General features: G+C 63.0%; 23 protein-coding genes. 14 read left to right on the top strand and 9 right to left on the bottom strand.

All coding sequences use genetic code 11. The features are described 5' to 3' along the window. The first annotated feature begins 2 nt into the window (after window positions 1–2). The 4 genes from ABID58_RS27690 to ABID58_RS27675 all read left to right on the top strand — a co-directional run bounded on the left by ABID58_RS27690 (window position 3) and on the right by ABID58_RS27675 (window position 5,087). A complete protein-coding gene (locus ABID58_RS27690) occupies window positions 3–995 on the top strand; it encodes a zinc-dependent alcohol dehydrogenase family protein (protein ID WP_354035976.1) in 993 nt (330 codons plus the stop codon). Window positions 996–1,012: 17 nt separating this feature from the next. Further along, window positions 1,013–1,918, top strand: a complete 906-nt coding sequence (locus ABID58_RS27685; RefSeq protein ID WP_354035974.1) for a VOC family protein — start codon at window positions 1,013–1,015, stop codon at window positions 1,916–1,918. A gap of 74 nt (window positions 1,919–1,992) precedes the next feature. Further along, window positions 1,993–2,973, top strand: coding sequence for a tripartite tricarboxylate transporter substrate binding protein (locus ABID58_RS27680; RefSeq protein WP_354035973.1), 981 nt, complete (start codon window positions 1,993–1,995; stop codon window positions 2,971–2,973). A 287-nt stretch (window positions 2,974–3,260) separates the two neighbouring features. Next, complete coding sequence (locus tag ABID58_RS27675) at window positions 3,261–5,087, top strand: tannase/feruloyl esterase family alpha/beta hydrolase (RefSeq protein ID WP_354035971.1); 1,827 nt, start codon at window positions 3,261–3,263, stop codon at window positions 5,085–5,087. Between the two features lie 139 nt (window positions 5,088–5,226). Here ABID58_RS27675 and ABID58_RS27670 read toward each other — a convergent pair whose 3' ends face one another. The 5 genes from ABID58_RS27670 to ABID58_RS27650 form a co-directional block, all read right to left on the bottom strand. After that, a complete protein-coding gene (locus tag ABID58_RS27670) occupies window positions 5,227–5,736 on the bottom strand; it encodes an Lrp/AsnC family transcriptional regulator (RefSeq protein WP_354035969.1) in 510 nt (169 codons plus the stop codon). A 45-nt stretch (window positions 5,737–5,781) separates the two neighbouring features. After that, window positions 5,782–5,934, bottom strand: a complete 153-nt coding sequence (locus ABID58_RS27665) for a hypothetical protein (protein WP_187434980.1) — start codon at window positions 5,932–5,934, stop codon at window positions 5,782–5,784. Window positions 5,935–6,146: 212 nt separating this feature from the next. Further along, window positions 6,147–6,473 carry a hypothetical protein gene (locus ABID58_RS27660; protein WP_354035967.1) on the bottom strand — a complete coding sequence of 109 codons (327 nt, stop codon included), beginning with the start codon at window positions 6,471–6,473 and terminating at the stop codon, window positions 6,147–6,149. A gap of 9 nt (window positions 6,474–6,482) precedes the next feature. Continuing rightward, the gene (locus tag ABID58_RS27655) at window positions 6,483–7,298 is read right to left on the bottom strand and encodes a MetQ/NlpA family ABC transporter substrate-binding protein (protein WP_148752473.1); all 816 of its coding nucleotides are present in this window, start codon (window positions 7,296–7,298) and stop codon (window positions 6,483–6,485) included. Between the two features lie 45 nt (window positions 7,299–7,343). Further along, the gene (locus tag ABID58_RS27650) at window positions 7,344–8,687 is read right to left on the bottom strand and encodes an LLM class flavin-dependent oxidoreductase (protein WP_354035965.1); all 1,344 of its coding nucleotides are present in this window, start codon (window positions 8,685–8,687) and stop codon (window positions 7,344–7,346) included. 564 nt (window positions 8,688–9,251) lie between these two features. On the opposite strand from ABID58_RS27650, the gene ABID58_RS27645 reads away from it, so the two are divergent. The 4 genes from ABID58_RS27645 to ABID58_RS27630 are packed head-to-tail and all read left to right on the top strand — an operon-like array spanning window position 9,252 to window position 12,972. Continuing rightward, on the top strand, window positions 9,252–10,178 hold the full coding sequence (locus ABID58_RS27645) for a TauD/TfdA dioxygenase family protein (RefSeq protein ID WP_354035963.1): 927 nt from the start codon (window positions 9,252–9,254) through the stop codon (window positions 10,176–10,178). A gap of 19 nt (window positions 10,179–10,197) precedes the next feature. Next, window positions 10,198–11,256: an ABC transporter substrate-binding protein gene (locus ABID58_RS27640; protein WP_354035962.1), complete on the top strand. Its 1,059-nt coding sequence runs from the start codon at window positions 10,198–10,200 to the stop codon at window positions 11,254–11,256. Continuing rightward, on the top strand, window positions 11,253–12,113 hold the full coding sequence (locus ABID58_RS27635) for an ABC transporter ATP-binding protein (RefSeq protein WP_354035960.1): 861 nt from the start codon (window positions 11,253–11,255) through the stop codon (window positions 12,111–12,113). Before ABID58_RS27640 ends, ABID58_RS27635 begins: the two co-directional genes overlap by 4 nt. Beyond that, the gene (locus ABID58_RS27630; protein WP_354035958.1) at window positions 12,106–12,972 is read left to right on the top strand and encodes an ABC transporter permease; all 867 of its coding nucleotides are present in this window, start codon (window positions 12,106–12,108) and stop codon (window positions 12,970–12,972) included. Before ABID58_RS27635 ends, ABID58_RS27630 begins: the two co-directional genes overlap by 8 nt. Here the strand turns inward: ABID58_RS27630 and epsC are convergent. From epsC to ABID58_RS27615, 3 genes are read right to left on the bottom strand one after another with little or no spacing between them, the layout of a single operon-like run. Then, complete coding sequence (epsC, locus tag ABID58_RS27625; protein ID WP_354035956.1) at window positions 12,969–13,886, bottom strand: serine O-acetyltransferase EpsC; 918 nt, start codon at window positions 13,884–13,886, stop codon at window positions 12,969–12,971. The genes ABID58_RS27630 and epsC overlap by 4 nt on opposite strands. Next, window positions 13,876–14,448, bottom strand: a complete 573-nt coding sequence (locus ABID58_RS27620) for a flavin reductase family protein (RefSeq protein ID WP_354035954.1) — start codon at window positions 14,446–14,448, stop codon at window positions 13,876–13,878. The genes epsC and ABID58_RS27620 overlap by 11 nt, the downstream gene beginning before the upstream one ends. Window positions 14,449–14,492: 44 nt before the next feature. Continuing rightward, on the bottom strand, window positions 14,493–14,630 hold the full coding sequence (locus ABID58_RS27615; protein WP_354035952.1) for a hypothetical protein: 138 nt from the start codon (window positions 14,628–14,630) through the stop codon (window positions 14,493–14,495). Between the two features lie 253 nt (window positions 14,631–14,883). Here ABID58_RS27615 and ABID58_RS27610 point away from each other — a divergent pair, with 253 nt between their 5' ends. The 3 genes from ABID58_RS27610 to ABID58_RS27600 all read left to right on the top strand — a co-directional run bounded on the left by ABID58_RS27610 (window position 14,884) and on the right by ABID58_RS27600 (window position 18,216). Continuing rightward, window positions 14,884–16,209 carry an O-acetylhomoserine aminocarboxypropyltransferase/cysteine synthase family protein gene (locus ABID58_RS27610; protein WP_354035950.1) on the top strand — a complete coding sequence of 442 codons (1,326 nt, stop codon included), beginning with the start codon at window positions 14,884–14,886 and terminating at the stop codon, window positions 16,207–16,209. Window positions 16,210–16,270: 61 nt separating this feature from the next. Beyond that, the gene (locus ABID58_RS27605; RefSeq protein WP_354035948.1) at window positions 16,271–17,833 is read left to right on the top strand and encodes an FAD-binding protein; all 1,563 of its coding nucleotides are present in this window, start codon (window positions 16,271–16,273) and stop codon (window positions 17,831–17,833) included. After that, window positions 17,830–18,216, top strand: a complete 387-nt coding sequence (locus ABID58_RS27600; protein ID WP_354035946.1) for a 4Fe-4S dicluster domain-containing protein — start codon at window positions 17,830–17,832, stop codon at window positions 18,214–18,216. Before ABID58_RS27605 ends, ABID58_RS27600 begins: the two co-directional genes overlap by 4 nt. An 11-nt stretch (window positions 18,217–18,227) precedes the next feature. Here the strand turns inward: ABID58_RS27600 and ABID58_RS27595 are convergent, their stop codons facing one another. Further along, a complete protein-coding gene (locus ABID58_RS27595; RefSeq protein ID WP_354035944.1) occupies window positions 18,228–18,626 on the bottom strand; it encodes a VOC family protein in 399 nt (132 codons plus the stop codon). Window positions 18,627–18,844: 218 nt separating this feature from the next. Here ABID58_RS27595 and ABID58_RS27590 point away from each other — a divergent pair, with 218 nt between their 5' ends. From ABID58_RS27590 to ABID58_RS27580, 3 genes are all read left to right on the top strand, one after another. Continuing rightward, window positions 18,845–19,837 (top strand): NAD(P)-dependent oxidoreductase, encoded by a 993-nt coding sequence (locus ABID58_RS27590; RefSeq protein ID WP_354035942.1) that lies wholly within the window; start codon window positions 18,845–18,847, stop codon window positions 19,835–19,837. A gap of 16 nt (window positions 19,838–19,853) precedes the next feature. Then, window positions 19,854–20,636, top strand: coding sequence for a class II aldolase/adducin family protein (locus ABID58_RS27585; RefSeq protein ID WP_354035940.1), 783 nt, complete (start codon window positions 19,854–19,856; stop codon window positions 20,634–20,636). A 130-nt stretch (window positions 20,637–20,766) separates the two neighbouring features. Beyond that, complete coding sequence (locus ABID58_RS27580) at window positions 20,767–21,168, top strand: VOC family protein (protein ID WP_354035938.1); 402 nt, start codon at window positions 20,767–20,769, stop codon at window positions 21,166–21,168. The last annotated feature ends 11 nt before the right edge of the window (window positions 21,169–21,179 follow it).

The following is a 21,179-nucleotide window of genomic DNA, read 5'->3' as shown; positions in this document are numbered from 1 at the left end:
TCATGAGAGCGGTTCTGGTACGTCAGCCGGGCGGGTCGGATGCCCTCGAGCTGGTCGAAGTGCCGGTGCCAGCGCCCGGTGCCGGTCAGGTTCAGATCCGCGCCGAAGCATTCGGCGTGGGGCAGCCCGACGTGCTGATCCGCCGCGGCGTCTACAAATGGATGCCGCCGCTGCCGGCCAATCCCGGCAATGATGTCGCTGGCCGTATTTCCGCGCTCGGGTCGAGCGTTGAAGGCTTGCAGGTCGGCCAGAAGGTCCTGCTGAGCGCGCGTGACCTGTCGCAGCGCGGCGGCTGCTACGCCGAATACGTCGTCGCCCCCGCCGATGCCGTTCATGCACTTCCCGACAATGTCGATCTGAAAGCCGCAGTGTGCCTGTCGAATTATCAGGTGGCTTACGCACTGCTGCACGAGTGCCGCCATCCGCGCGCGCCCGCAAGTGTGCTGGTGATCGGCGCGGCCGGCGGTGTCGGCACCGCGCTGGTGCAGCTGGCCAAGCTCGCACAAATGACCGTGATCGGCACGGTCTCCACCGACGGGAAGGCCGCCTTCGCGCGAAGCAACGGTGCCGATCACGTCATCTTCTATCGCCGCGAGGATGTCGTGGCGCGGACCCGCGAACTGAGCAAAGGCGAGGGCGTCGGCCTCGTGCTCGACCACGTTTGCGGACCGGAGTTTACCTCCTATCTCGGCGCGCTCGGCAAATGGGGCACGCTGCTGTCGTACAACGCCTTCGCCGGGCTGCCGGAAGAGAATCTGATGGCGGCGATGCGCAATCATCTCGACATTTGCCCGGCCGTGCGCTGCTTCTCCTTCCACATCTATGACCATGATCGCGAGGGCCGTCGCGCCCTGATGCGCAACGTGATCGACGCCTTGAGCCGCAACGCGATCAAGCCGGCCATCTCGGCGACACTGAAGCTCGACCAGGTCAGGGAAGCTCACACCTTGCTCGAGCAGGGCTCCGCGCTCGGCAAGATCATCATGACGCCATGAGAGAGTGAACCAGTACAATGACGACCCAGGCACCGATTGCCCGATTCACACGGCTGAGACACGCCACTTTCACCTTGCCGGATTCCGAGCGATTGCTCGATTACTACCGCGGCGTGATCGGTCTTGGCCTGGTCGGTCGCGATGGAGATCGCATTTTTCTCGCCAGCGATTCCGAGCAGCTTTCGCTCGTGATCGAGCCCGGCGCGGCGGCGTTGACGAGTATCGCGTTCGAGATCTCTCCGAATGTCGAGATGGACGCGCTGGGGGCTGCTCTGAAACGCGCGGATTTGCATCCCGAATTGCGGAGTGATCCTCTGCCCGGGATCTCCAGGCTGTTATCGTTCACCGATCCCGAAGGAACGCGGTTCGAACTGATCCAGGGCTGGACGCCGACACCGGCGCAGGAGCGGATCAGTGCGCTCGCCGTCACCAAGCTCGGCCATGTCGCGCTTCGTACGCCAGATCCGCTTGCGGCGTCGGAGTTCTATGCGAACGTCATGGGCCTGCGGGTCTCCGACTGGGTCGAGGACCGCTTCGTCTTCATGCGCAGCGGTTACGAACATCATACGCTGAACTTCGCCCGTGCGCCCGTGCGCAGCCTGCATCATCTCGCATTCGAGTTGCGCGGCCCTTCTCACATGCAGCAGGCTTGCGATCATCTCGCCCGCCACAAGCTCAATATCCTTTGGGGACCGGTCCGTCACGGCCCCGGCCACAACACTGCGGTCTACCACCGCAATCCGGATGGCCATCTCGTCGAGCTGTTCCACGATCTCGATCGCATGATCGATGAGGAGCTTGGCTATTTCGATCCGCGTCCCTGGCATCGCGATCGTCCGCAGCGGCCGAAAGTCTGGGTCGGGCTGCCGCGCGACGTCTGGGGTCTGCCGCCATCACCGGAATGCGTCGAGTTCGCCCGCTAGGAGGCCCGGCACTCGTTTGAAGACCGCCGCTTCGCCGCGGCCAACGAGACAACAGTCAAAGGGAGGATGCATCCATGAGGTGGATGAAGCGGTTTGCTGCGACCGGATTTCTGCTCGGCAGCTTTATGGCGGCCGGCCCTGCCCAGTCGGCGGACAACTATCCTTCGCGCCCCATACGCTTGATTCACGGCTTTGCCGCCGGCGGCGCGGCCGACACGCTGTCGCGCATTATCGCCGACGGGCTCTCCAGGAAGCTCGGGCAACCGATCGTCGTCGAAGCCAAGCCCGGTGCCGGCGGCAACATTGGGGCGGACGCGATCGCCAAGGCTGAGCCCGACGGCTACACGATCGGACTCGTCACAGGCGCCCACGCCATATCGCCCGCGACGTACAAGAGCCTGAGCTACCAGCCGGCCGACAGTTTCGACATGATCTCGACGCTGGTCTACTACGCGCTGGTCATTGCGGTGCGCAACGACTACCCGGCCAAATCGCTGGGCGAACTGATCGCGATGGCAAAGCAGAAGCCCGGCGCGCTCAGCTTCGGCTCGGTCGGCTTCGGCAGCACGCATCATCTCGCGGGAGAGCTGCTCGATGCGATGGCCGGCATCGACATGGTCCATGTACCCTATCGCGGGGATTCTCAATCCGTCACCGCGCTGCTTGGCGGAGAGGTTCCGGTCATCGTCGGCACGCCCGTGCTGCTCGCAGCGCAAATCCAGAGCGGTGCCATTCGCGGGTTGGCGGTGACTTCGTCAACGCGGACTGCGCTGTTGCCGGATGTTCCAACGGTCGAGGAAGCCGGCGTCAAGGGATATGACGTGCGGACCTGGGCGGGCGTTCTCGCTCCCAAGGGCACCCCGTCTGCCGTCATCGCCGCACTCAATTCGGCGACACTCGACATCCTCAACGAGCCCGAGATCAGGCAGCGCCTGGAAACGGCCGTCGGCGGCGAAGTCCGTGGCAGCTCTCCGGAAGAGATGAAGAAGCTGATCCAGTCCGAAATCGTGAAGTGGTCGGGTGTGGTTGAGCGGGCGAAGATCCCGAAGATCTGATCCGCGCGTCCGCCGCGGAAGATGAAAAGAGGCTTACACGGGGAGGGAGTGTCGGTGGATGCGATCGTCGGCGCGGCGGATGCCGGTTGCATCGAGGCGGCTTTCGTCGCCGACAGGCCCATGAAAGTTTGGCGGCCGGATTCTCGGCGATGCTCTCGTTGTACGAGCGAAGCGCCTCGCGTCCGAATCCCGCGATTACTTGTTCCAGAAGATCGGGTTCGTGCGCACCTGACCAGCAACCCTTCTGCTGAACGTCATTGATTAATGCGACTTCGGGAGTTCGTTCAATGCGTTCACGACAGCTGAAGAGCGGGCGTTTAAATTGGCGCAACGCGGAGCAGCGCGCTATCCTCATCGACTCGAGTCTTCGTTGGCACAAGAAACGAAAAAATGGGGATCAGATGAACTACCGCTCACCACTCCGACTGGCATTGCTCGTGCTTTCGATCCTCCTGGGTAGTGAGACGATCTGTGCCAAGAAAGCCCTTGCGGCCTTGCCAAGTGCCGAGCAACTCAAGGCAATCTGTTCGACGCTCGCCGGCCGTGTGATTCCCGCAGCGTCGATTGGACTGCCGAGCGGGGAAGCTACCATTGCTTCCGGGACGATTGTTGCCGCTAACGCCACTGCCACGCCGGCCACGCCCGAGTTTTGCAGGGTAAATGGCAGCATCGCGCCGGTCGATCCCGCGGCGCAATTGATCAATTTCCAGATCAATCTGCCGATCGCGTGGAACGGCAAGGCAGTGCAGTACGGCGGTGGCGGCTACAACGGCACGCTTATCACCGGACTTGCGCCGTTGCGCGATGCTGCATCGGACGATCCATTGCCGCTGACGCGCGGCTACGTGACCTTCGGAACCGATTCGGGCCATCAGGCGTCAGCGTTTGCGCCAAATAGCGTTGGACAGTTCGGCCTCAATGACGAGATGGTGGTGAATTACGCCTATGCGTCCTACAAGAAGGTCAGGGACGTCAGCGTGAACATGATAGGCATGTTCTACGGACAGCCGCCGTCGCGGGTGTATTATTTCGGCGGCTCGGAGGGTGGGCGCGAAGGCCTGACGATGGCGCAGCGATTCCCGGCCGACTACGACGGCATCGTCAGCGTGGTGCCCGCCATTCAGCTGTCAATGATTGGCGGAGCCTTCTTGCATCACGAGATCCCGCAGGTCCACGGCGGATGGATACCGCCTGCCAAGCTCGGCATGTTTGCGAAATTCGTCGCCGATCGTTGTGACGCCTTGGACGGGCTGGTCGACGGCGTCGTCAATAATTATCTCGCTTGTCCCTCGCATGTTGATCTGAAGGAACTGCGCTGTGCGAACGGCGCTGACAGCGGTGAATCCTGCCTGTCCGATGCACAAATCGCGACCGTCGTGGCGCTTCATTCGCCCTATGAACTGCCGTTCGCGGTACCAAACGGGCTCGCTGCCTATCCGCAATGGCTTTACGGCAACGAGATTACGCCGGATGGCCGCAGCTCGCACATGATGCGCTGGATCACAGGGACGGCGGCGCCGAACGCGGCCGTCGACATCGATACGTCCTCGATCCATTGGCTCTATGCCGCGAATTTTGTTCGATTCTTTGTGGCGAAGGACGCGCTCTTCGATCCGAGCACGTTCGATCCGAACAAGTTTCGCGACCGCCTTCGCGAGCTATCGGAACTGCTCGACTCCACCAATCCCGATCTGTCGGCGTTTTTCGCACGCGGCGGCAAGCTGATCATGCGCTCCAACACCGGCGACCTTGCCTTGAGTCCCCTGGCCGCGATCAACTACTTCAATTCGGTGTCTGCAAGGGTTGGGCAGGCGACGGTCGATCGCTCGGCGCGCCTGTTTATTTCACCTGCCTCGACCCATAGCGGTCCAGCGGCCAGCGTGACCGACGGCAGCCCGGTGCCAACCATGGTCGATCTGCTAGATCCATTGGATCGCTGGGTGAGTGATGGCGCGCCGCCGCCTGATGCCCTGATTCAGACAGTCAAGGAGAACTCGCCGCCGTTCAAGCTGTTGGGCTCACGTCCGATGTGCCGCTATCCGGACTATCCGCGCTACACGTCCGGTGATCGCCTGCGAGCGGAAAGCTATCGGTGCACGCCGTCGGCGCCGTGAGTATCAGGGAACCGTTAACGTGGCGACATGAAGAAAACTTCCGAACAGGTTGGGCACGATGCAATGCGTGCGTGCGGGTACTGTGCTGTCGTTAGCCCAGCCGCTCGGCGCGGAGGGCAGAGTCGTCTCCGCTCGCTCCTTAGTCCGCCACCACCAGCGGCACCGGCAGCGCCGTGATCGACTTGATCTTCTCCATCGCGAAGCGCGAGGTGACGTTTTTGAGCGGCACGGCGTTGATCAGCTTCTTGTAGAACACGTCGTAGCTCTGCATGTCCGGAATCACGACGCGAAGCATATAGTCGACATCGCCGGCCATCCGGTAGAATTCCATCACTTCGGGCATGGCGCTGACAGCCTCGGCGAAGCGCTTCAGCCAGGCATCCGAATGGTCGGAGCTCTCCACGGAGACGAATACCGAGAGCCCAAGCCCGATCTTGTTCGGATCGACCAGTGCAACCCGTCTCAGGATCACGCCGTCGGCTTCCAGCCTCTGGATGCGCTTCCAGCACGGTGTCGAGGACAAGCCGACACGGTCCCCGATTTCCGCAACCGAGAGCGAAGCGTCCTCCTGGAGGACGGCCAGGATCTTGCGGTCGATGGCGTCGAGACGGCGGCCGGTCTCGACGAGCTGCAGCGCAGCGTCGGTCATGTCTGAAACCTCAGTGTGATGAAAGTTGGACGGCGTTGCCTGGCGTCAGCCGTGAGGCCCGAACAGGAAGATCTCGTAGAGATCGTCCTGTGTGTTGTCCGGGCCGCCTGTCCGCGGCTGCAGCGAGCGCTGGAACCATCCGCGTGCCTGTTCGATCAAACGAGCGCAGCCTGACTGCAGCGAGATGAGATAGCTCATGTTCACTCCGGACAACGGTGTAGGGCGAGAACGCGGGAACGCTATCACGGCAGGGATGGCGTTGGACATTGCTACATACTCGTCGGGATCAGTTTGGTTGAATCATGCTGACGTCGTCGCGGGCGCGGATGGAAAATTCCACGGCGCTTGTCGGAGATGGGTGGTTTTGATGCCATCGCCGCGCCGAACGCATGGAAGGCGTCGCCTTGCCGCTAGTCAGCCGTCAGTAGCGCGAGCACTTCGGCCTGCCTGAGCCGGGGCACGGAACCGAGGTTCGATGGCCTGCGACAGGACCCCGATGCAGCATAGAGCATCGGCATGCCCATGCCTCCTGACACGAGATACGGCAAGGCGTCGTTGCCTCGTCCGTGCAAATGCGCGTCGGTGACGATGCCCAGCGCGAACAGGCAGGTGATCAGCAGGACCGGCGGGAAGATGAAAGCCTCGCGGAACCGGAGCTGATCAGTCACCGCTCGCGCGTCGGTCGCGCGCTCGGCGACGGAGCGGCGGCTGGCCCATTCAAGCGTGAATTCGAACATGCGCTCCGCTCACTTCATGTAATCAGGCAAAGTGAACCCGTCATAGAACCGGTCGGCCTGAATCGCTGCCTTGAACGCAGGCGATTTGTAGCCGGCGACGATGTCCTGAGCCCATCCGGCGGTGGCATTGGCCTTCTTTACGGCCAGCACGTTGATATAGGGTGTCGTCATCTTCTCGAGCGCGAAGGCGTTGGTCAGCTTTAGCCCGCTGAAGATCGCGAAATTGCCCTGGACGGCCGCGAAGTCGACGTCGTCGAGCGCCCGTGGCGCCTGTGCGGCCTCGAGCGGCACAATCTTGATGCCGCCGGGATTTTTGATGACATCGAGCTCGGTGACGTCGACCGGCTTGCTGTCGCGAATCTCGATGAGGCCGAGATCGCGCAGCACCCACAGCGCGCGCTGCAGATTGACCGGATCGTTCGGCACCGCGACGCTGGAGCCCGGCTTGATCGGCGTCCCCAGCGGGTGCTTCTTCGAATAGAGGCCCATCGGTGGCGTCGGGACGTGGACGACGCCGACAAGATCGGTCTTCTGGCGCTCGTTGTAGGAGTCGAGGAAGATCGTGTGCTGCATCACGTTGGCGTCGATCTCGGACTTGAACACAGCGTTGTTGGCTTCAAGGCCGGTCGAGAATTCGACATAGCGGATCTTGTAGCCCTTCTTCTTCAGCTCTGGTTCGACGCCGACCTTGAACTCATCGATATATGGCCCCGGCACGAAGCCGACCCGCAGCTCCGGCTTTGCGGGTTGCTGTGCCGAGGCATCTCCCGCGGCTAAGGGGGAGAGAGCCAAAAGGCCCGAGAGGAGAAAAAACGCTGTCTTCATGTCTTCTTGCTGGTCTCGAGTTGGGATGTCAGTACGGAAGCGGTGTCAGGCGATCGCCTTGACCGCGTTGGAGTAGATGCTGGCGGGACGGGCGAGGCCGTAATGCTCGCGCAGCGTCGTGCCGGTGTAGTCCTCGCGGAACAGGCCGCGCTTGCGCAGGATCGGGACGACTTGCTCGGCGAAGACATCGAAGCCGCCGGGCAGCCAGGGCGGCATCACGTTGAAGCCGTCCGCCGCGCCGTTCTCGAACCAGGTCTGGATGTTGTCGGCGATCTTTTCCGGCGTTCCGGCAATGACCCAGTGGCCGCGCGCGCCGGCAAGGCGCTGCACCAGCTGTCGAATGGTCGGCTTCTCGCGATCGACGATGTCGACCACGAGCTTGAAGCGGCTGGCGGCGCCGCGCGCGCTCGCGGTGTCGATGAGGTGGCGCGGGACGGGACCGTCGAGATCGTAGCCGGTGAGATCGAGCCCGATCATCTGGCGGAGCTGCGTGAGGGAATACTCCGGCTGGATCAGCGCGTTGAACTCGTCCTGAAGCCGATCGGCTTCAGCCTGCGTGCTGCCGATGAAGGGGCTGATGCCGGGCAGGATCTTGATCTCGTCGGGACCGCGATCGAAGCTGCGGGCCTGGCGCTTGATGTCCGCATAGAAGGCCTTGGCCGAGTCCGGGGTCTGGTGCGCGGTGAAGATCGCCTCGGCGTATCGGGCGGCGAAGGCACGGCCGTCGTCGGAGGAGCCGGCCTGCACATAGACCGGCCGGCCCTGTGGCGTGCGCGAAATGTTCAGCGGGCCGCGCACACGAAAATGCTTCCCGACGTGGTCGAGCGTGTGGATCTTGCTGGTATCGGCGAAGATGCCGGATTCGGGGTCGTTGACGAGCGCGTCGTCCTCCCAGCTATCCCAGAGTCGCGAGATGACATCGAGATACTCGCGGGCGCGTTCGTAGCGTTCGTGGTGAGGAGGGTGCTCTGGCAATCCAAAATTCTGTGCGGCCTGCGGTGCGCTGGTGGTCACGATGTTCCAGCCGGCGCGCCCCCGGCTCAGATGATCCAGTGAAGCGAACAGGCGTGCGAGATTGTAGGGCTCGGTATAGGTGGTCGATGCGGTTGCGATCAGGCCGATGCGCTGGGTCACCGCGGCGATCGCCGCGAGCCAGGTGATCGGCTCGAAACGAAAGCGCTGGGCGTAGCGGACGTTGTCGGCCAGTGCTGGCCCATCGGCAAAGAAGATGGCGTCGAACTTGCTCGCCTCGGCGCGTTGCGCCAGCTCCTGATAATGAGTGATGTCGAGAATGCGGTCTGGTTCAGATCCCCTGTAGCGCCACGCGGCTTCGTGGTGGCCGCCGGGGTAGATGAAGAGATTGAGTACAAGCTGCCGTTGGTTGCTCATGGTTCGAGTGCCCAGATTCGATGGCGCCTGGTGTCGACATCGTTCTATCCAAAATGTCCTACGCGCCGTAGAGACGGCGTGATCGCGACCAACTCTATGTTGCCGGAACGAGAAATGTCGATGAAATGGATTTGCGTTGTTCGGCGTGATGCGAGCATGAATCTAGCGGCGGCAGCGAGCGAAAGAGATGATGTTGCGGGTTCATGATCTCGATTAGAAGGCGCTGCGCCGGGGCAAATGTCCGGTGCTCTCCAGGGCTCATTCCACGCGGTCAATGCAAATAACGAACGGACACGCCGTCACCGCAGGTGCATCTGTTTCCTGCTTGCCTTCAACTTTGGAAGCTATTTCCGAAGCCCTTGCGTTAGCATCCTGTAACTGAACACAGGCTGCACTGATGCAGCCTCCACGGAAGATCCCGCAAGATGCGATTGTCGTCAGAGCAGACGGCAGTCCCGCAAGAGGATCGATCGCAACATTACTGTCTTTCACTCCGCCGTCGCATCAGCGATCGGCGAACGGCGGAGCCTTGTCCAAATGGATCGCGGTCTCGGGGAAGATGACATGACTGACGGAATCACCATCGACAACGTCATTCCGCGTTCGGATATCGTCAAGCGGTCGGCCCGCATCGGCGCCGAAATCAGGAACATCGAGCTCTCGGGCGATCTGCCGGACCAGACGATCGCGGCGATCAACCGGGTGCTGCTCGAACACAAGGTCATCTTCTTCCGCGATCAGAATCATCTGGATGACGCCGAGCAAGAGCGCTTTGCCCATCGGCTCGGCAAGTTGGTGCCGCATCCGACGGTTGGCGCGACAAAAGGAACGGCATCGATCCTGGAGCTCGATTCTGGACGCGGCGGTGGTCGCGCCGACCAGTGGCATACCGATGTCACCTTCGTCGACGCCTATCCCAAGATCTCGGTTCTGCGCGGCGTCGTGATCCCCGAGGTCGGTGGCGATACGATCTGGTCGAACACGGCCGCGTCCTATCTCGATCTGCCGGCGCCGCTGCGAAAGCTCGCGGACGAGCTCTGGGCGGTGCACAGCAATGCCTACGACTACGCGGTCAAGACCCGCGCAAGCGAAGCCGATCGGAAGCAATTCGAGGAGGTCTTCACGGCGACGGTCTACGAGACTGAGCATCCCGTTGTCCGCGTCCATCCCGAAACCGGAGAGCGCACGCTGGTGCTCGGCAATTTCGTGCAGCGCTTCGTCGGCCTGTCGAAATACGACAGCCAGAAATTATTCGACCTGTTCCAATCCCACATCACCGCACCCGAGAACACGGTGCGCTGGAGCTGGCGTCAAGGCGATGTGGTGATCTGGGATAATCGTGCCACCCAACACTACGCCGTGAACGATTACGGCGACCAGCACCGCGTGGTCCGGCGGGCCACCATCGATGGCGAGGTGCCGGTCAGCACCGACGGTCGCAACAGCGTCACCCGCATCAAGGCGGCGAAGCCGCAGGCGAGAGCCGCCTGAACGAGTTGGAGTTATGAGAATGATAATCGCTATCTCCACATTGCGCCGTCTGGTTGCGGGCCTGCGCGCAAGAGGCCGCCAGCTTGCTCTCGCTAGCATCGCGCTGGCCGGCCTGGTTGGCCAAGCCATGGCCGAGCCGCAGCTCGAAAAGACCGAAATCCGCTACCAGGGCTGGGCTGGCCAGGTGACGTTCATCGAGCTGGCCGATGACCTCGGCTATCTCGCGCCGCTGAAGCTGAAATGGGTCGGCAGCACCATCAGCGGTCCGCAGGACATCCAGACTGTCGTCACCGGTGACATCGACATCGGCGGCGCTTTCTATGGCGCGATCATCAAGCTGATCGCGGCCAAGGCGCCGATCAAGGCCGTGGTCGGCTACTACGGATCGGACGACAACACCTATAACGGCTATTACGTGAAGGAGGACAGCCCGATCAGGACCGCTCGGGACCTGATCGGCAAGAAGGTCGCTGTCAACACGTTAGGGGCGCATCTCGAGTTCGTGCTGCGCGAATATCTCTCCCGCAACGGTTTGACGCCGGCGGAGGCAAAGCAGGTGACGCTGGTCGCGATTCCGCCCGTCACCGGCGAGCAGGCATTGCGACAGGGACAGGTCGAGGTCAGCACGCTCAATGGCGTGTTGCGCGACAAGGCACTCGAACGCGGCGGCATCCGCAGGCTGTTTGCGGATACGGACATCTTCGGAAACTTCACCGGGGGATCTTACGTGCTCCGGGACAAATTCATCAAGGACAATCCCAACACCTCCCGGGCGTTGATCGAAGGCGTCTCGCGGGCCATTGCCTGGGCGCAGACCACCCCGCCTGAGGAGGTCCGGGCCCGCTTCGAACGCATCATCGCCGAGCGAAAGCGCAACGAGGACGCCACGCCGATCAAATACTGGAAGAGCACGGGCATAGCGACCAGAGGCGGAGTGATCAGCGACGCCGAGCTGCAGGTGTGGATCGACTGGCTGGTCAAGGATGGCTTGTTGAAGCAGGACCAGTTCAAGCCGTCGGACCTCTATACCAACGAGTTCAATTATTTCCGCCCGGGCAAGACCGCGGAGGCCAAATGACGAGGGCCAAGATCCGCTTCGAGCACGTCTGCAAGGAGTTTTTGGTGCGCGGCAAGGATGGTGGGCCAGCGCAACGCTTCACCGCGCTGGACGACATTACGCTGGATGTTCGGACCGGCGAATTCCTTGCCCTGGTGGGGCCGAGCGGGTGCGGCAAGTCAACCCTGTTGGACCTGCTCGGTGGCCTGACGGCGCCGAGTAGCGGGCGTATCCTCCTCGACGGCAAGGTCATCGAAGGAGCTGCGCGCGATCGCGGTATTGTATTCCAGCAATACGCGCTGTTCCCCTGGCGCACGGCCGCGCAGAACGTCGAATTCGGGCTCGACATTGCCGGCCTGAAAGCCAGGGAGCGGCGGGAGAAGGCGTTGCACTACCTCGATCTGGTCGGACTGTCCGGCTTTGCCGACCGTTATCCGCACGAGCTCTCCGGCGGCATGAAGCAACGCGTCGCGATCGCGCGCAGTCTCGCCTACGACCCCGAGGTGCTGCTGATGGACGAGCCCTTTGCGGCGCTGGACGCACAGACGCGCGAGACGCTTCAGGGCGAGCTGCTGCGGATCTGGCGCAGCACCGGGAAGACCATCCTGTTCATCACGCACGGCATCGATGAGGCCGTCGTGCTCGGCCAGCGCGTGGCGGTGATGACCTCGCGTCCCGGCCGCATCAAGCAGATCGTCGACATTCCCGATGAGCTGCACAGCGAGACCGAAGACGTCCGGTCACTGCCGCAGTTCGGGCATGTCAGGCACGCGGTGTGGTCCTTGCTGCGCGACGAGGTGCTGAAGGCGCAAGGGGCTCAGGTAATTGCAGCTGAAGGCGAGCTTGCCGCAAAGACGAAGGAGGTGGCTCATGTCTAATCTGGAGATCCTGACGCTGCTGGAGCTCGCCGAGGGGAGCCCGAAGGATCGGGCTAGGCAACGCGCTGGCGCGCTCTCCGCGGCGACGGGGAGCCTCGTGAAAGGGTTCGGCGCCATTGGGCAGCGCTCTCTGTTGGTGCTGTTGTTTTTGGCGACATGGGAGATCGTTCCGCGGCTCGGGCTGGTGGATGTGACGTTCCTGCCCCCGTTCTCGGAGGTGATCGCGGCCGGCTGGCAGCTTGCTCAGACGGGAGAGCTTTACGACGATGTTGCCGCAAGCATGCTACGAGCGCTCAGCGGCTTCCTGATCGCAGTCGTCCTGGTCGTGCCGCTCGGGTTGGTCACCGGGTGGTACGCCCGGCTCGGCGACTTCCTGAACCAGATCATCGAGATTGCGCGCAACACGGCCCCGCTGGCGTTGCTGCCGGTCTTCATCCTGCTGCTCGGGATTGGCGAGCTCTCGAAGGTCACCATGGTGGTCTATAGCTGCGCATGGCCGCTGCTGCTCAATACAATCGCGGCCGTGCGTCAGGTTGATCCGCTCTTGATTAAGTCCGCACGGACGATGGGGGCTACGCCAAGCCAGCTGTTTCGCAAAGTGATCCTGCCGGCGTCGCTGCCGACGATCTTCGTCGGTATACGGTTGGCGAGCGCCTCCGCGATGCTGGTGCTGGTCGCATCCGAGATGGTCGGCGCGAAATCCGGGCTCGGCTATCTCATCATCAACAGCCAGTACAGCTTTCTGATCCCACAGATGTATTTTGGCATCCTGGGGATTACCGTGATCGGCCTCGTCTTCAACGCGATCATCGAGGCGCTGGAACGCCGCCTGATGCGCTGGAAGGCGCCGGCCGCCTAACCCTGCTTGTTGCGGGCGGTGGCCTGCGTCACGATGCTGTTCGGCGGCACGTCCTGGGTGACCCAGACGTTGCCGCCGATCGTCGCGCCCCGGCCGATCGTGATCCGGCCGAGGATGGTTGCACCGGCATAAATCACGACGTCGTCCTCGACGATCGGATGCCGTGCATCGCCCTTGATCAGATGGCCATCATCGTTGGTCGGAAAGTGGCGCGCGCCGAGCGTCACGGCCTGATAGATACGGACATTGTCGCCGATGATCGCGGTCTCACCGATCACCACGCCGGTGCCGTGATCGATGAAGAAGCCGGATCCGATGCTGGCGCCGGGATGAATGTCGATCCCGGTTCTGGTATGAGCGATCTCCGCGACAAGCCGGGCGATCAAGCGCGCATTGAGCCCATCAAGGATATGTGCCAGCCGGTGATGGATGATCGCCGTCATGCCCGGATATCCGATCAGGATCTCCGGAAAATTCCTGGCTGCGGGATCGCCGACGAAGGCGGCTCTCAAATCGGAGATCAGCAGGCCGCGCACCACGGGCAGGCGCTCGCCGAACTGCCGCGTCAGCGCGACCGCGTCCTCGCGCCGGTAGCCCGGGATCAGCTCGTCGCCGACGAATCGCGCGCCGCGGTGGATCTGGTCGCAAAGCCCGTCGAGGGCGATACTCAGGCGATTGCCGACGAAGTAGTCGATATTCTCGCCGTCGAGGTCGAACTGACCGTAATGCCTCGGAAACAGCGCCTCGGTGAGGCCATCCAGAATGGCCTGAAGCGCCTCGCGCGAGGGCGCGCGCCGCGCCTCTCCGTCGCGCCTGATGCTGTGCGTTTCTTCGCGCGAGAGGCGAAGCTCGGCGACAATCCTGTCAAGCTGCCAGCGCCCGCCGCTGGGCGATTCCGGAGGGTTATCTGACATGGGCCAACGGAATGCTGATTTCGGCGAGGAGGTCAAGGTCGAAATCATGTGTGATCCTGATGTACTGGCCGTTCCAGTACACCAGGCCCGACAGCTCGCGGGATAGCTCGAAGCTCAACAGACTGCCGATAATGATGCCATGCGAGTGCCGCTCGATGATTTCCTCGACCTTGCATTCGATGGTTGCGAGGGTGTCGCCAAGCAGCGGCACGCCGGCCGCCCCCGCGGACCATCGGATCCCGTCGAAGCGCTCGTGGCCCTTCAAGCTGCCGTCGCTGAAACGCCCGGCAAGAGCCTGCTGGTCAGATCCAAGAACGTTGACGCCGAATACGCCGTAACGCGCTATTCGAGCGAAGGACGAGGCCTGCTGGTTGACGCTGACCAGCAGCCGCGGCGGACTGGCGCTGAGCGACGTCAGGGACGTCACCGTCATGCCGGTGATGTCCTCGTCGCAGCCGGCCGTGATGATGGTGACGCCGCCGGCCAGGCGCCGCATCACGGCTCGAAACTGGTTCTCGACCTCGTCATCGCCGCTGACCAGATGAATGTCGGACTTTCCCATCTGTCGCTCCTCGCATCGGACGCCGTGGATCGGCCTGTTCGCTCTCAGAAGAAGCTCTTCGCGGGCAGCGGCGTGCCGTTGATCTCGTGCTCGCCGCGCGGATGAGACCATAGGCCGGCCCAGTTGTGGCTCGGCGCAGTCATGTTGAAAGCGTTGACGCGCAGCTCGCGCGGTCTCGTCATGGTCTAGTCCGATCGTCAATTGCGAAGAACATCTCGTGCGCCCGACCATTTTTAGCATTTTGCGTGGGCGAGTTTTTTTCCAATTCAGCGGAGGCGTGGAAAGAAACGCGTTACGAAGCGGCGTTGATACAGGACGCGCATCGCTATTTTTCTGACACGCTCGACAGCCGAAGAATCCAACCGCATCATCTTCGTCGACAAGCACGGCTTGCCGCGCGCGACGCGCGCTCTGGAGATCGAAAGGGAATTGCAGATGGCGTTGGAGACCCGGAACTTCGAGACGCTGGCGTTGCATGGCGGATCGTACCGCACCGACCCCGCCACCGGTGCGGTGGCGGTTCCGATCTACCAGACCACATCATTCCAGTTCGAAAGCACGGATCACGCCTCGCGCCTGTTTGCGCTCGAGCAGCTTGGTCCGATCTACACCCGTATAGGAAATCCGACCCAGCAGGCCTTTGAGGATCGGCTTGCCGCACTTGAGGGCGGGGCGGCCGCCCTCGCAGTTGCCTCCGGGCAGACGGCTTCCGCCTTCGCGATCTTCAACATTGCCCAGGCCGGCGACAACATCGTGTCCTCCACTGATCTTTACGGCGGTACCTGGACGTTGCTGTCGCAGACTTTGAAGCAGTTCGGCATCGAGGTCCGCTTTGTCGATCCTTCCGATCCCGAGAATTTTCGTCGGGCCACGGACGCAAAGACGCGAGCCTATTTCGGCGAGACGCTCCCAAACCCGAAGCTGAATGTCTTTCCGATCAAGGAAGTCGCGGATATCGGCCGCTCGCTCGGCGTTTCGCTCATCCTGGACAACACGGCGTCGCCCCTGATCGCGCGACCGTTTGAGCACGGCGCTGCCGTGATTGTCTATTCCACGACCAAATATATCGGTGGCCATGGCACCGCGATCGGTGGCGCCATCGTCGATGGCGGCAATTTCGACTGGGCGGCACATGCGGACCGCTTCCCGCTTCTGAATAAGCCCGACGAGGCCTATCACGGCGCGATCTGGACTGAGGCCGCGAAGCCGCTCGGTCCGATCGCCTACATCCTGCGGGCTCGCGTCAAGCTGTTGCGGGATCTGGGCGCGTCGATCGCGCCACAAAATGCTTTTCAGTTCATTCAGGGTCTCGAAACCCTGCCGCTGCGCATCCGGCAGCACAACGAGAATGCGGTCAAGGTCGCGAACTTCCTCGCCAGGCACGCCTTGGTTTCGAACGTGATCTTCCCCGGACTGCAAAGCGGGGAGAACCGGCGCAGGGCGGACGCCTATCTGAAGGGCGGCTTTGGCGGGCTGGTCGGCTTCGAGCTGAAAGGGGGCGTCGAAGCCGGCCGGCGATTCATCGATGCGCTCAAGCTATTCTATCACGTTGCCAATATCGGCGACGCCCGCTCGCTGGCCATTCATCCGGCCTCAACGACGCATCAGCAGCTGACTGCCGCTGAGCAACTCGCCGCCGGCGTCACGCCCGGCTACGTCCGCCTGTCGGTCGGGATTGAGCATCCCGACGATATCCTCGCGGATCTCGGTCAGGCGCTGGCACAGGCCGACGCCGGCGCTGGTACACGCAAGGCGGCGTGAAACCCGGACCCGGTTGAGCAAATTGGCCGCTTTTCCAGAACAGTTGTCGATAACGGCCGACGTGTTGGTTGTCGGTGGCGGCATGGCGGGGGCCTGGGCCGCGACATCCGCCGCGCAGGCCGGGGCGAAAGTCGTGCTGGCCGACAAGGGTTATTGCGGCACCAGCGGCGTCACGGCTGCCGCGGGGCCCGGCCATTGGTGGGTGCCGCCGGATCCTGCCGCGGCGCGAGACGCGGCCGTCGCGAATCGTATCGCCGCCGGCCTCGGTCTTGGCGAAGCAGACTGGATGTATCGCATCCTCGACCAGACTTGGCGCACGCTGCCGACCCTCGCGCGCTATTATAAGTTCGGGACCGATGACGAAGGGCGGGTGAACTACCGCGCCGTGCGCGGGCCCGAATACATGCGCGCCCTGCGGCAGCAGGTGCTGAGCTACGGCGTCACGATCCTCGATCAATCGCCCGTTCTTGAACTTTTGGCACGATGCGACGGCTCGATCGGCGGTGCCCGTGGCCAGCGTCGGCAGGATGGCAGCCGCGCTTATCGGGTCGAGGCAGGGGCTGTGGTGCTCGCGGCCGGCGGGACCAGCTTCCTGTCCCATCTGCTGGGATCGCGAACCAACACGGGCGACGGCTATCTCATCGCGGCGGAGGCCGGCGCCGAGATGTCCGGCATGGAGTTCACTGCGGCCTACACCATTGCGCCGGCGCATTCGACGATGACGCGAAGCATGGCCTATGCGTTCGCGACTTATTACGACGCCGACGGGGGCGAGCTCGATCTTCCCTTCGGCCCCGACCAGACCGTCCGCCTGGCCCGCGCGCTCCAGCGCGGCCCGGTCTATTGCACGCTGCAGCGTCTGCCTGATGACGTCAAGGCGCGGTTGCATACGATCTCGCCGAACGTGCCGCTGGTGTTCGACCGCTGGGGCATCGATCCCTACCGCGACCGGTTCGAAGTCACCCTGCACAACGACGGCACAATCCGCGGTATTGGCGGTGTGCGCGTCCATGATGTGAACGGCGCTACGTCGGTGCCGGGACTGTTCGTCGCAGGCGACAATGCATCGCGCGAAAAGGTCGCGGGCGCGATTTCCGGCGGCGGCAATGTCAACTCGGCGTGGGCGCTGTCGTCCGGCGTATTCGCAGGAACCGCGGCCGCGCGCGTCGCGCGCAGCATGAAGAGTCGTTCTGCGGAGCTCACCCCGCTTGGACGTGCCGGGCTACGTCCGCATGGCCGGCCACAGGACATTGACGTGGCCGCAACCAGGGACCGCGTGCGCGCCGAGATGCATCCGTTCGACAAGAACTTGTTCCGCACCGGGGCAGGGCTCGCGGCCTCTTCGCAAACACTCGAAGATTTATGGAGTGAGGTGGCCAATCACGGACAGGCGGGCTCGATCGCCTTGCGCGAGACAGCGGCGTTGCTGGCCACGGCGCGGTGGTCCGTTGCGACCGCGGCAGCGCGTGATGAGAGCAGGGGACTTCACCGTCGTGAGGATTATCCCGCACGAGATCCGCGATTGGCCGCGCGCCTGCTCAGCGGCGGACTGGACCAGGTCTGGGTCGCGCTGGATCGTCCATCTGCAAGCGCCCAACCTGGTCAACTCGAGGCGACGTCATGATCGAGCTCATCGTCGCGGAGCGCTGCACGGATTGCGGGGGCTGCATCGAGGTGTGCCCGGCCAATGTGCTCGATCCCGGCACCGACGGCTTGCCGGTTCTCGCGCGCGTCGAGGATTGCCAGACCTGCTTCATGTGCGAGCTCTATTGCCGTGCAGATGCGATCTACGTCGCACCCGATTGCGACCGCCGCGTCTCGGTCAGCAGGGAGGATGTGCTGGCGTCCGGACGTCTCGGACAATATCGCAGGCACTCCGGCTGGGATGAATGGGCGGAGCACTTTCCCAACGAGCAATGGCTGATGGAGACCGTCTTCCGCCGCGCCGGCGAGGCAGCGGCTCAATCGCGGGCTGAGCGGCCTGAGGGCCTCGGCGGCAAGAAATAGAGGCAGTCAGATCAGCGGGAGGCCGACGACGGCACGTCTGCCGGATGCTTGTCGTTGTGCTCGACATATTCGACCAGCGTCTGGTCGGGGTGCCGCACCAGCATGTTGCGGCCTGTCGGGACCGGCTTCGGCGCTTCCAGAATCGTCGCGCCGACCGTCGGAAGATACGCGGCAAAAGCCTCGATGCCCTCCACCATGAAAGTCATGTGCGTCGCGGCGAACCGCTTCAGGCTATGCTCGGTTCCGGCGATGAGCAGGATCGATGCGACCTGCGCCAGTCTCAGGTCGTACTCGGGGTAGTCAAAGCGAAGGCGCGCTTTCTGGCCGATCAGCGTTTCGTAAAAGGCGACGGCCGCATCCAGTTCTTCGAGCGGCAGGCAGCGCCGCGTCAGAATGTTGAGGATTTTCATGAGCCAGGTCCTTGATCTCCACTCAAGATTGGATCGCTAGCGGCGATGTCAAGGCGTGAGCGCCGGGGCGCCGTCGGCGGGCCGCGTGCAGAAGACGAATTCTTATGCCTCGATCGGAAGCGTCATCCTGTTGTTGCCCGATGCCGATGATCTTTGAAAAGACTATCTTGCGCCGAGCGCCTAGCATGTCCGCATCAAAGCCATCATGAACGCGTGACATGAACAGCCCCCGAATTGAAAGCCGGCGCGCCTCCACCAGCGTGCGATCTCCGATCATCGTCAATCAGCTTGGTCCGGACATTCGTGCCGCGTTGGCCGATCACTGGTCGCGTCCGCTGATCATCGATCATCCTGCCGATCGCGCGCCGTGGGAGGTGGCTCCGGAGGCGGACGTGCTGCTGACGCGGCCGCTGGCGGGCTGGCACAAGGCGCCTGCGGAGAAGCCTGCCGGCTGGCCGTTCGGCCTGCGCTGGATCCAGACCGCATCGACGGGCGTCGATTTCTTCCCGACCTGGCTGCTCGACGGTCCCGTGGTCACGGTCGGCCGTGGCATCTCGGCCGATCCGATCGCGGAATATGTGCTTGCAGCGATCCTCGGCTTCGAGAAACGTATCCATGACATCCGGCCGCGCAGTCGCGAGCAATGGAAGATCACCCCGCTGGGCTCGCTCAGCGGCAAGACGATCGGCATCGCGGGCTTCGGTGCGATCGGCCGCGCCGTCGTGGAGCGGCTCAAGCCGTTCGGCGTCAACATCAGGGTTTTGCGGCGCTCGGCCTGGCCATATGTCATTCCCGGCATCGAGCCCGCCGATAGCATCGAGAAACTCGTCGAGGTCTCCGATCATCTCGTTCTCGCGCTGCCGGCGACGACCAGGACGGCGCGTCTGATCAACGCCGCCGTGCTCGCGCGCGCCAAGAGATCGCTGCACCTGATCAATGTCGCGCGCGGCCGCATCGTCGATCAGAACGCCCTGTTGCAGGCGCTGGACGAGGGGCGAATTTCCGGTGCCACGCTCGATGTCACCGATCCGGAGCCTCCGCCGGACAACGACCCGATCTATGACCATCCCAAGATCGTCCTGACCCCGCACGTGTCGTGGACGGGAGGAGGGGACGTCAAGCGGCTGGCCGACAAGACGCTGGTCAACCTCGATGCCTATGCGCATGGCGTGCCGCTGGCCGACGTCTTCGACAGGAATCTCGAATACTAGAAAAGGAGCCGCTGCAATGAACAAGGTCGTCGAGAAGCCCAGGAAATACTCGCTGATCGAGCGCACGCCCGCGGCGTCGTTCGAGGAGGAACGTCTGCATCGCAAGCAGCGGCTCGCGGCAACGTTCCGCCTGTTCTCGCGCTACGGCTTCGATCAGGGTCTGGCGGGTCACGTCACCGTGCGCGATCCGGAATTCCCTGAACGCTTCTGGATCAATCCGCTGTCGAGGCATTTCAGCCAGATCAAGGTCTCGGACCTCCAACTCGTCGACCACGACGGCAACATCCTGATCGGCGACAAGCCGATCAACCAGGCCGGCTTCGTGATTCACTCTGCGATCCACGCCGCGCATCCGGAGGTGATCGCGGCGGCCCACACCCATTCGACCTACGGCAAGGCTTGGTCGGCGCTCGGCCGTCTGCTCGATCCGCTGACGCAGGATTCCTGCGCCTTTTACGAGGATCACGTGCTGTTCGATCCGTTCTCGGGTGTCGTGCTGGAGGCGGAAGAGGGCCGCAAGATCGCGCAAGCGCTGGGGTCCAAGAAGGCCGCCATCTTGCAGAACCACGGCCTGCTCACGGTCGGACCGACGATCGAGGCGGCCGCCTGGTGGTACATCGCGATGGACAATGCCGCGCGCGCCCAGTTGCTCGCCGAGGCCGCCGGCACGCCAAAGCCGGTCCCTCACGAGATCGCCAGCCTGACCTCGCGACAGGTCGGCACGCACAAGGGCGGCTATTTCAGCTTTCAACCGTTGTGGGACTGGATCACCGAGGCCGAGCCGGATTTGTTCAACTAGGGCTCGAGGCTTCTGGGCCGGGCCGATGGTCCGCCGGAATTGCGCCGCGCCCTGACATCGTGAAATATGATGGCCGGCGGCTTGCCTTGTTCACGCAAGTCGACACTGCAACGGCGAGGAGCAGAGCGACATGGCCATTGGTTTACCAAGCGAGGTCGAAGTCATCACATTGTTCGTCGATGACATCGCGTCATCACGGGCCTTCTACACGAGGGTTTTCGCATGTGAGACCATCTGGGAGGATAAGGTCTCATCCGTGCTCAGATTTGGTGGGCTGTTGGTCAACCTTCTCGACGTTTCGCAGGCGTCTCCGCTCGTTGAGCCGCTGCGCGTCGGGGGGTCCTCCGCCGGCCCGCGCGTGCTCCTGACGATCAGGGTTGTCGACGTCGACCAAGTGTGCACGGCCCTTCGGGAGATCGGCGTCGATCTGCTCAATGGACCGATCGATCGCCCTTGGGGAAGGCGAACCGCGTCCTTTGCCGATCCTTCAGGTCATGTCTGGGAGATCGCACAGGTGCTCGAACGGGGATAGAGAAACATTAC

The organism is Bradyrhizobium sp. S3.2.6 (assembly GCF_040546885.1).
Lineage (GTDB): Bacteria > Pseudomonadota > Alphaproteobacteria > Rhizobiales > Xanthobacteraceae > Bradyrhizobium > Bradyrhizobium cytisi.
Note: the sequence above shows the minus strand (reverse complement) of the source record. Positions and strands in the feature narration are given on the sequence as shown.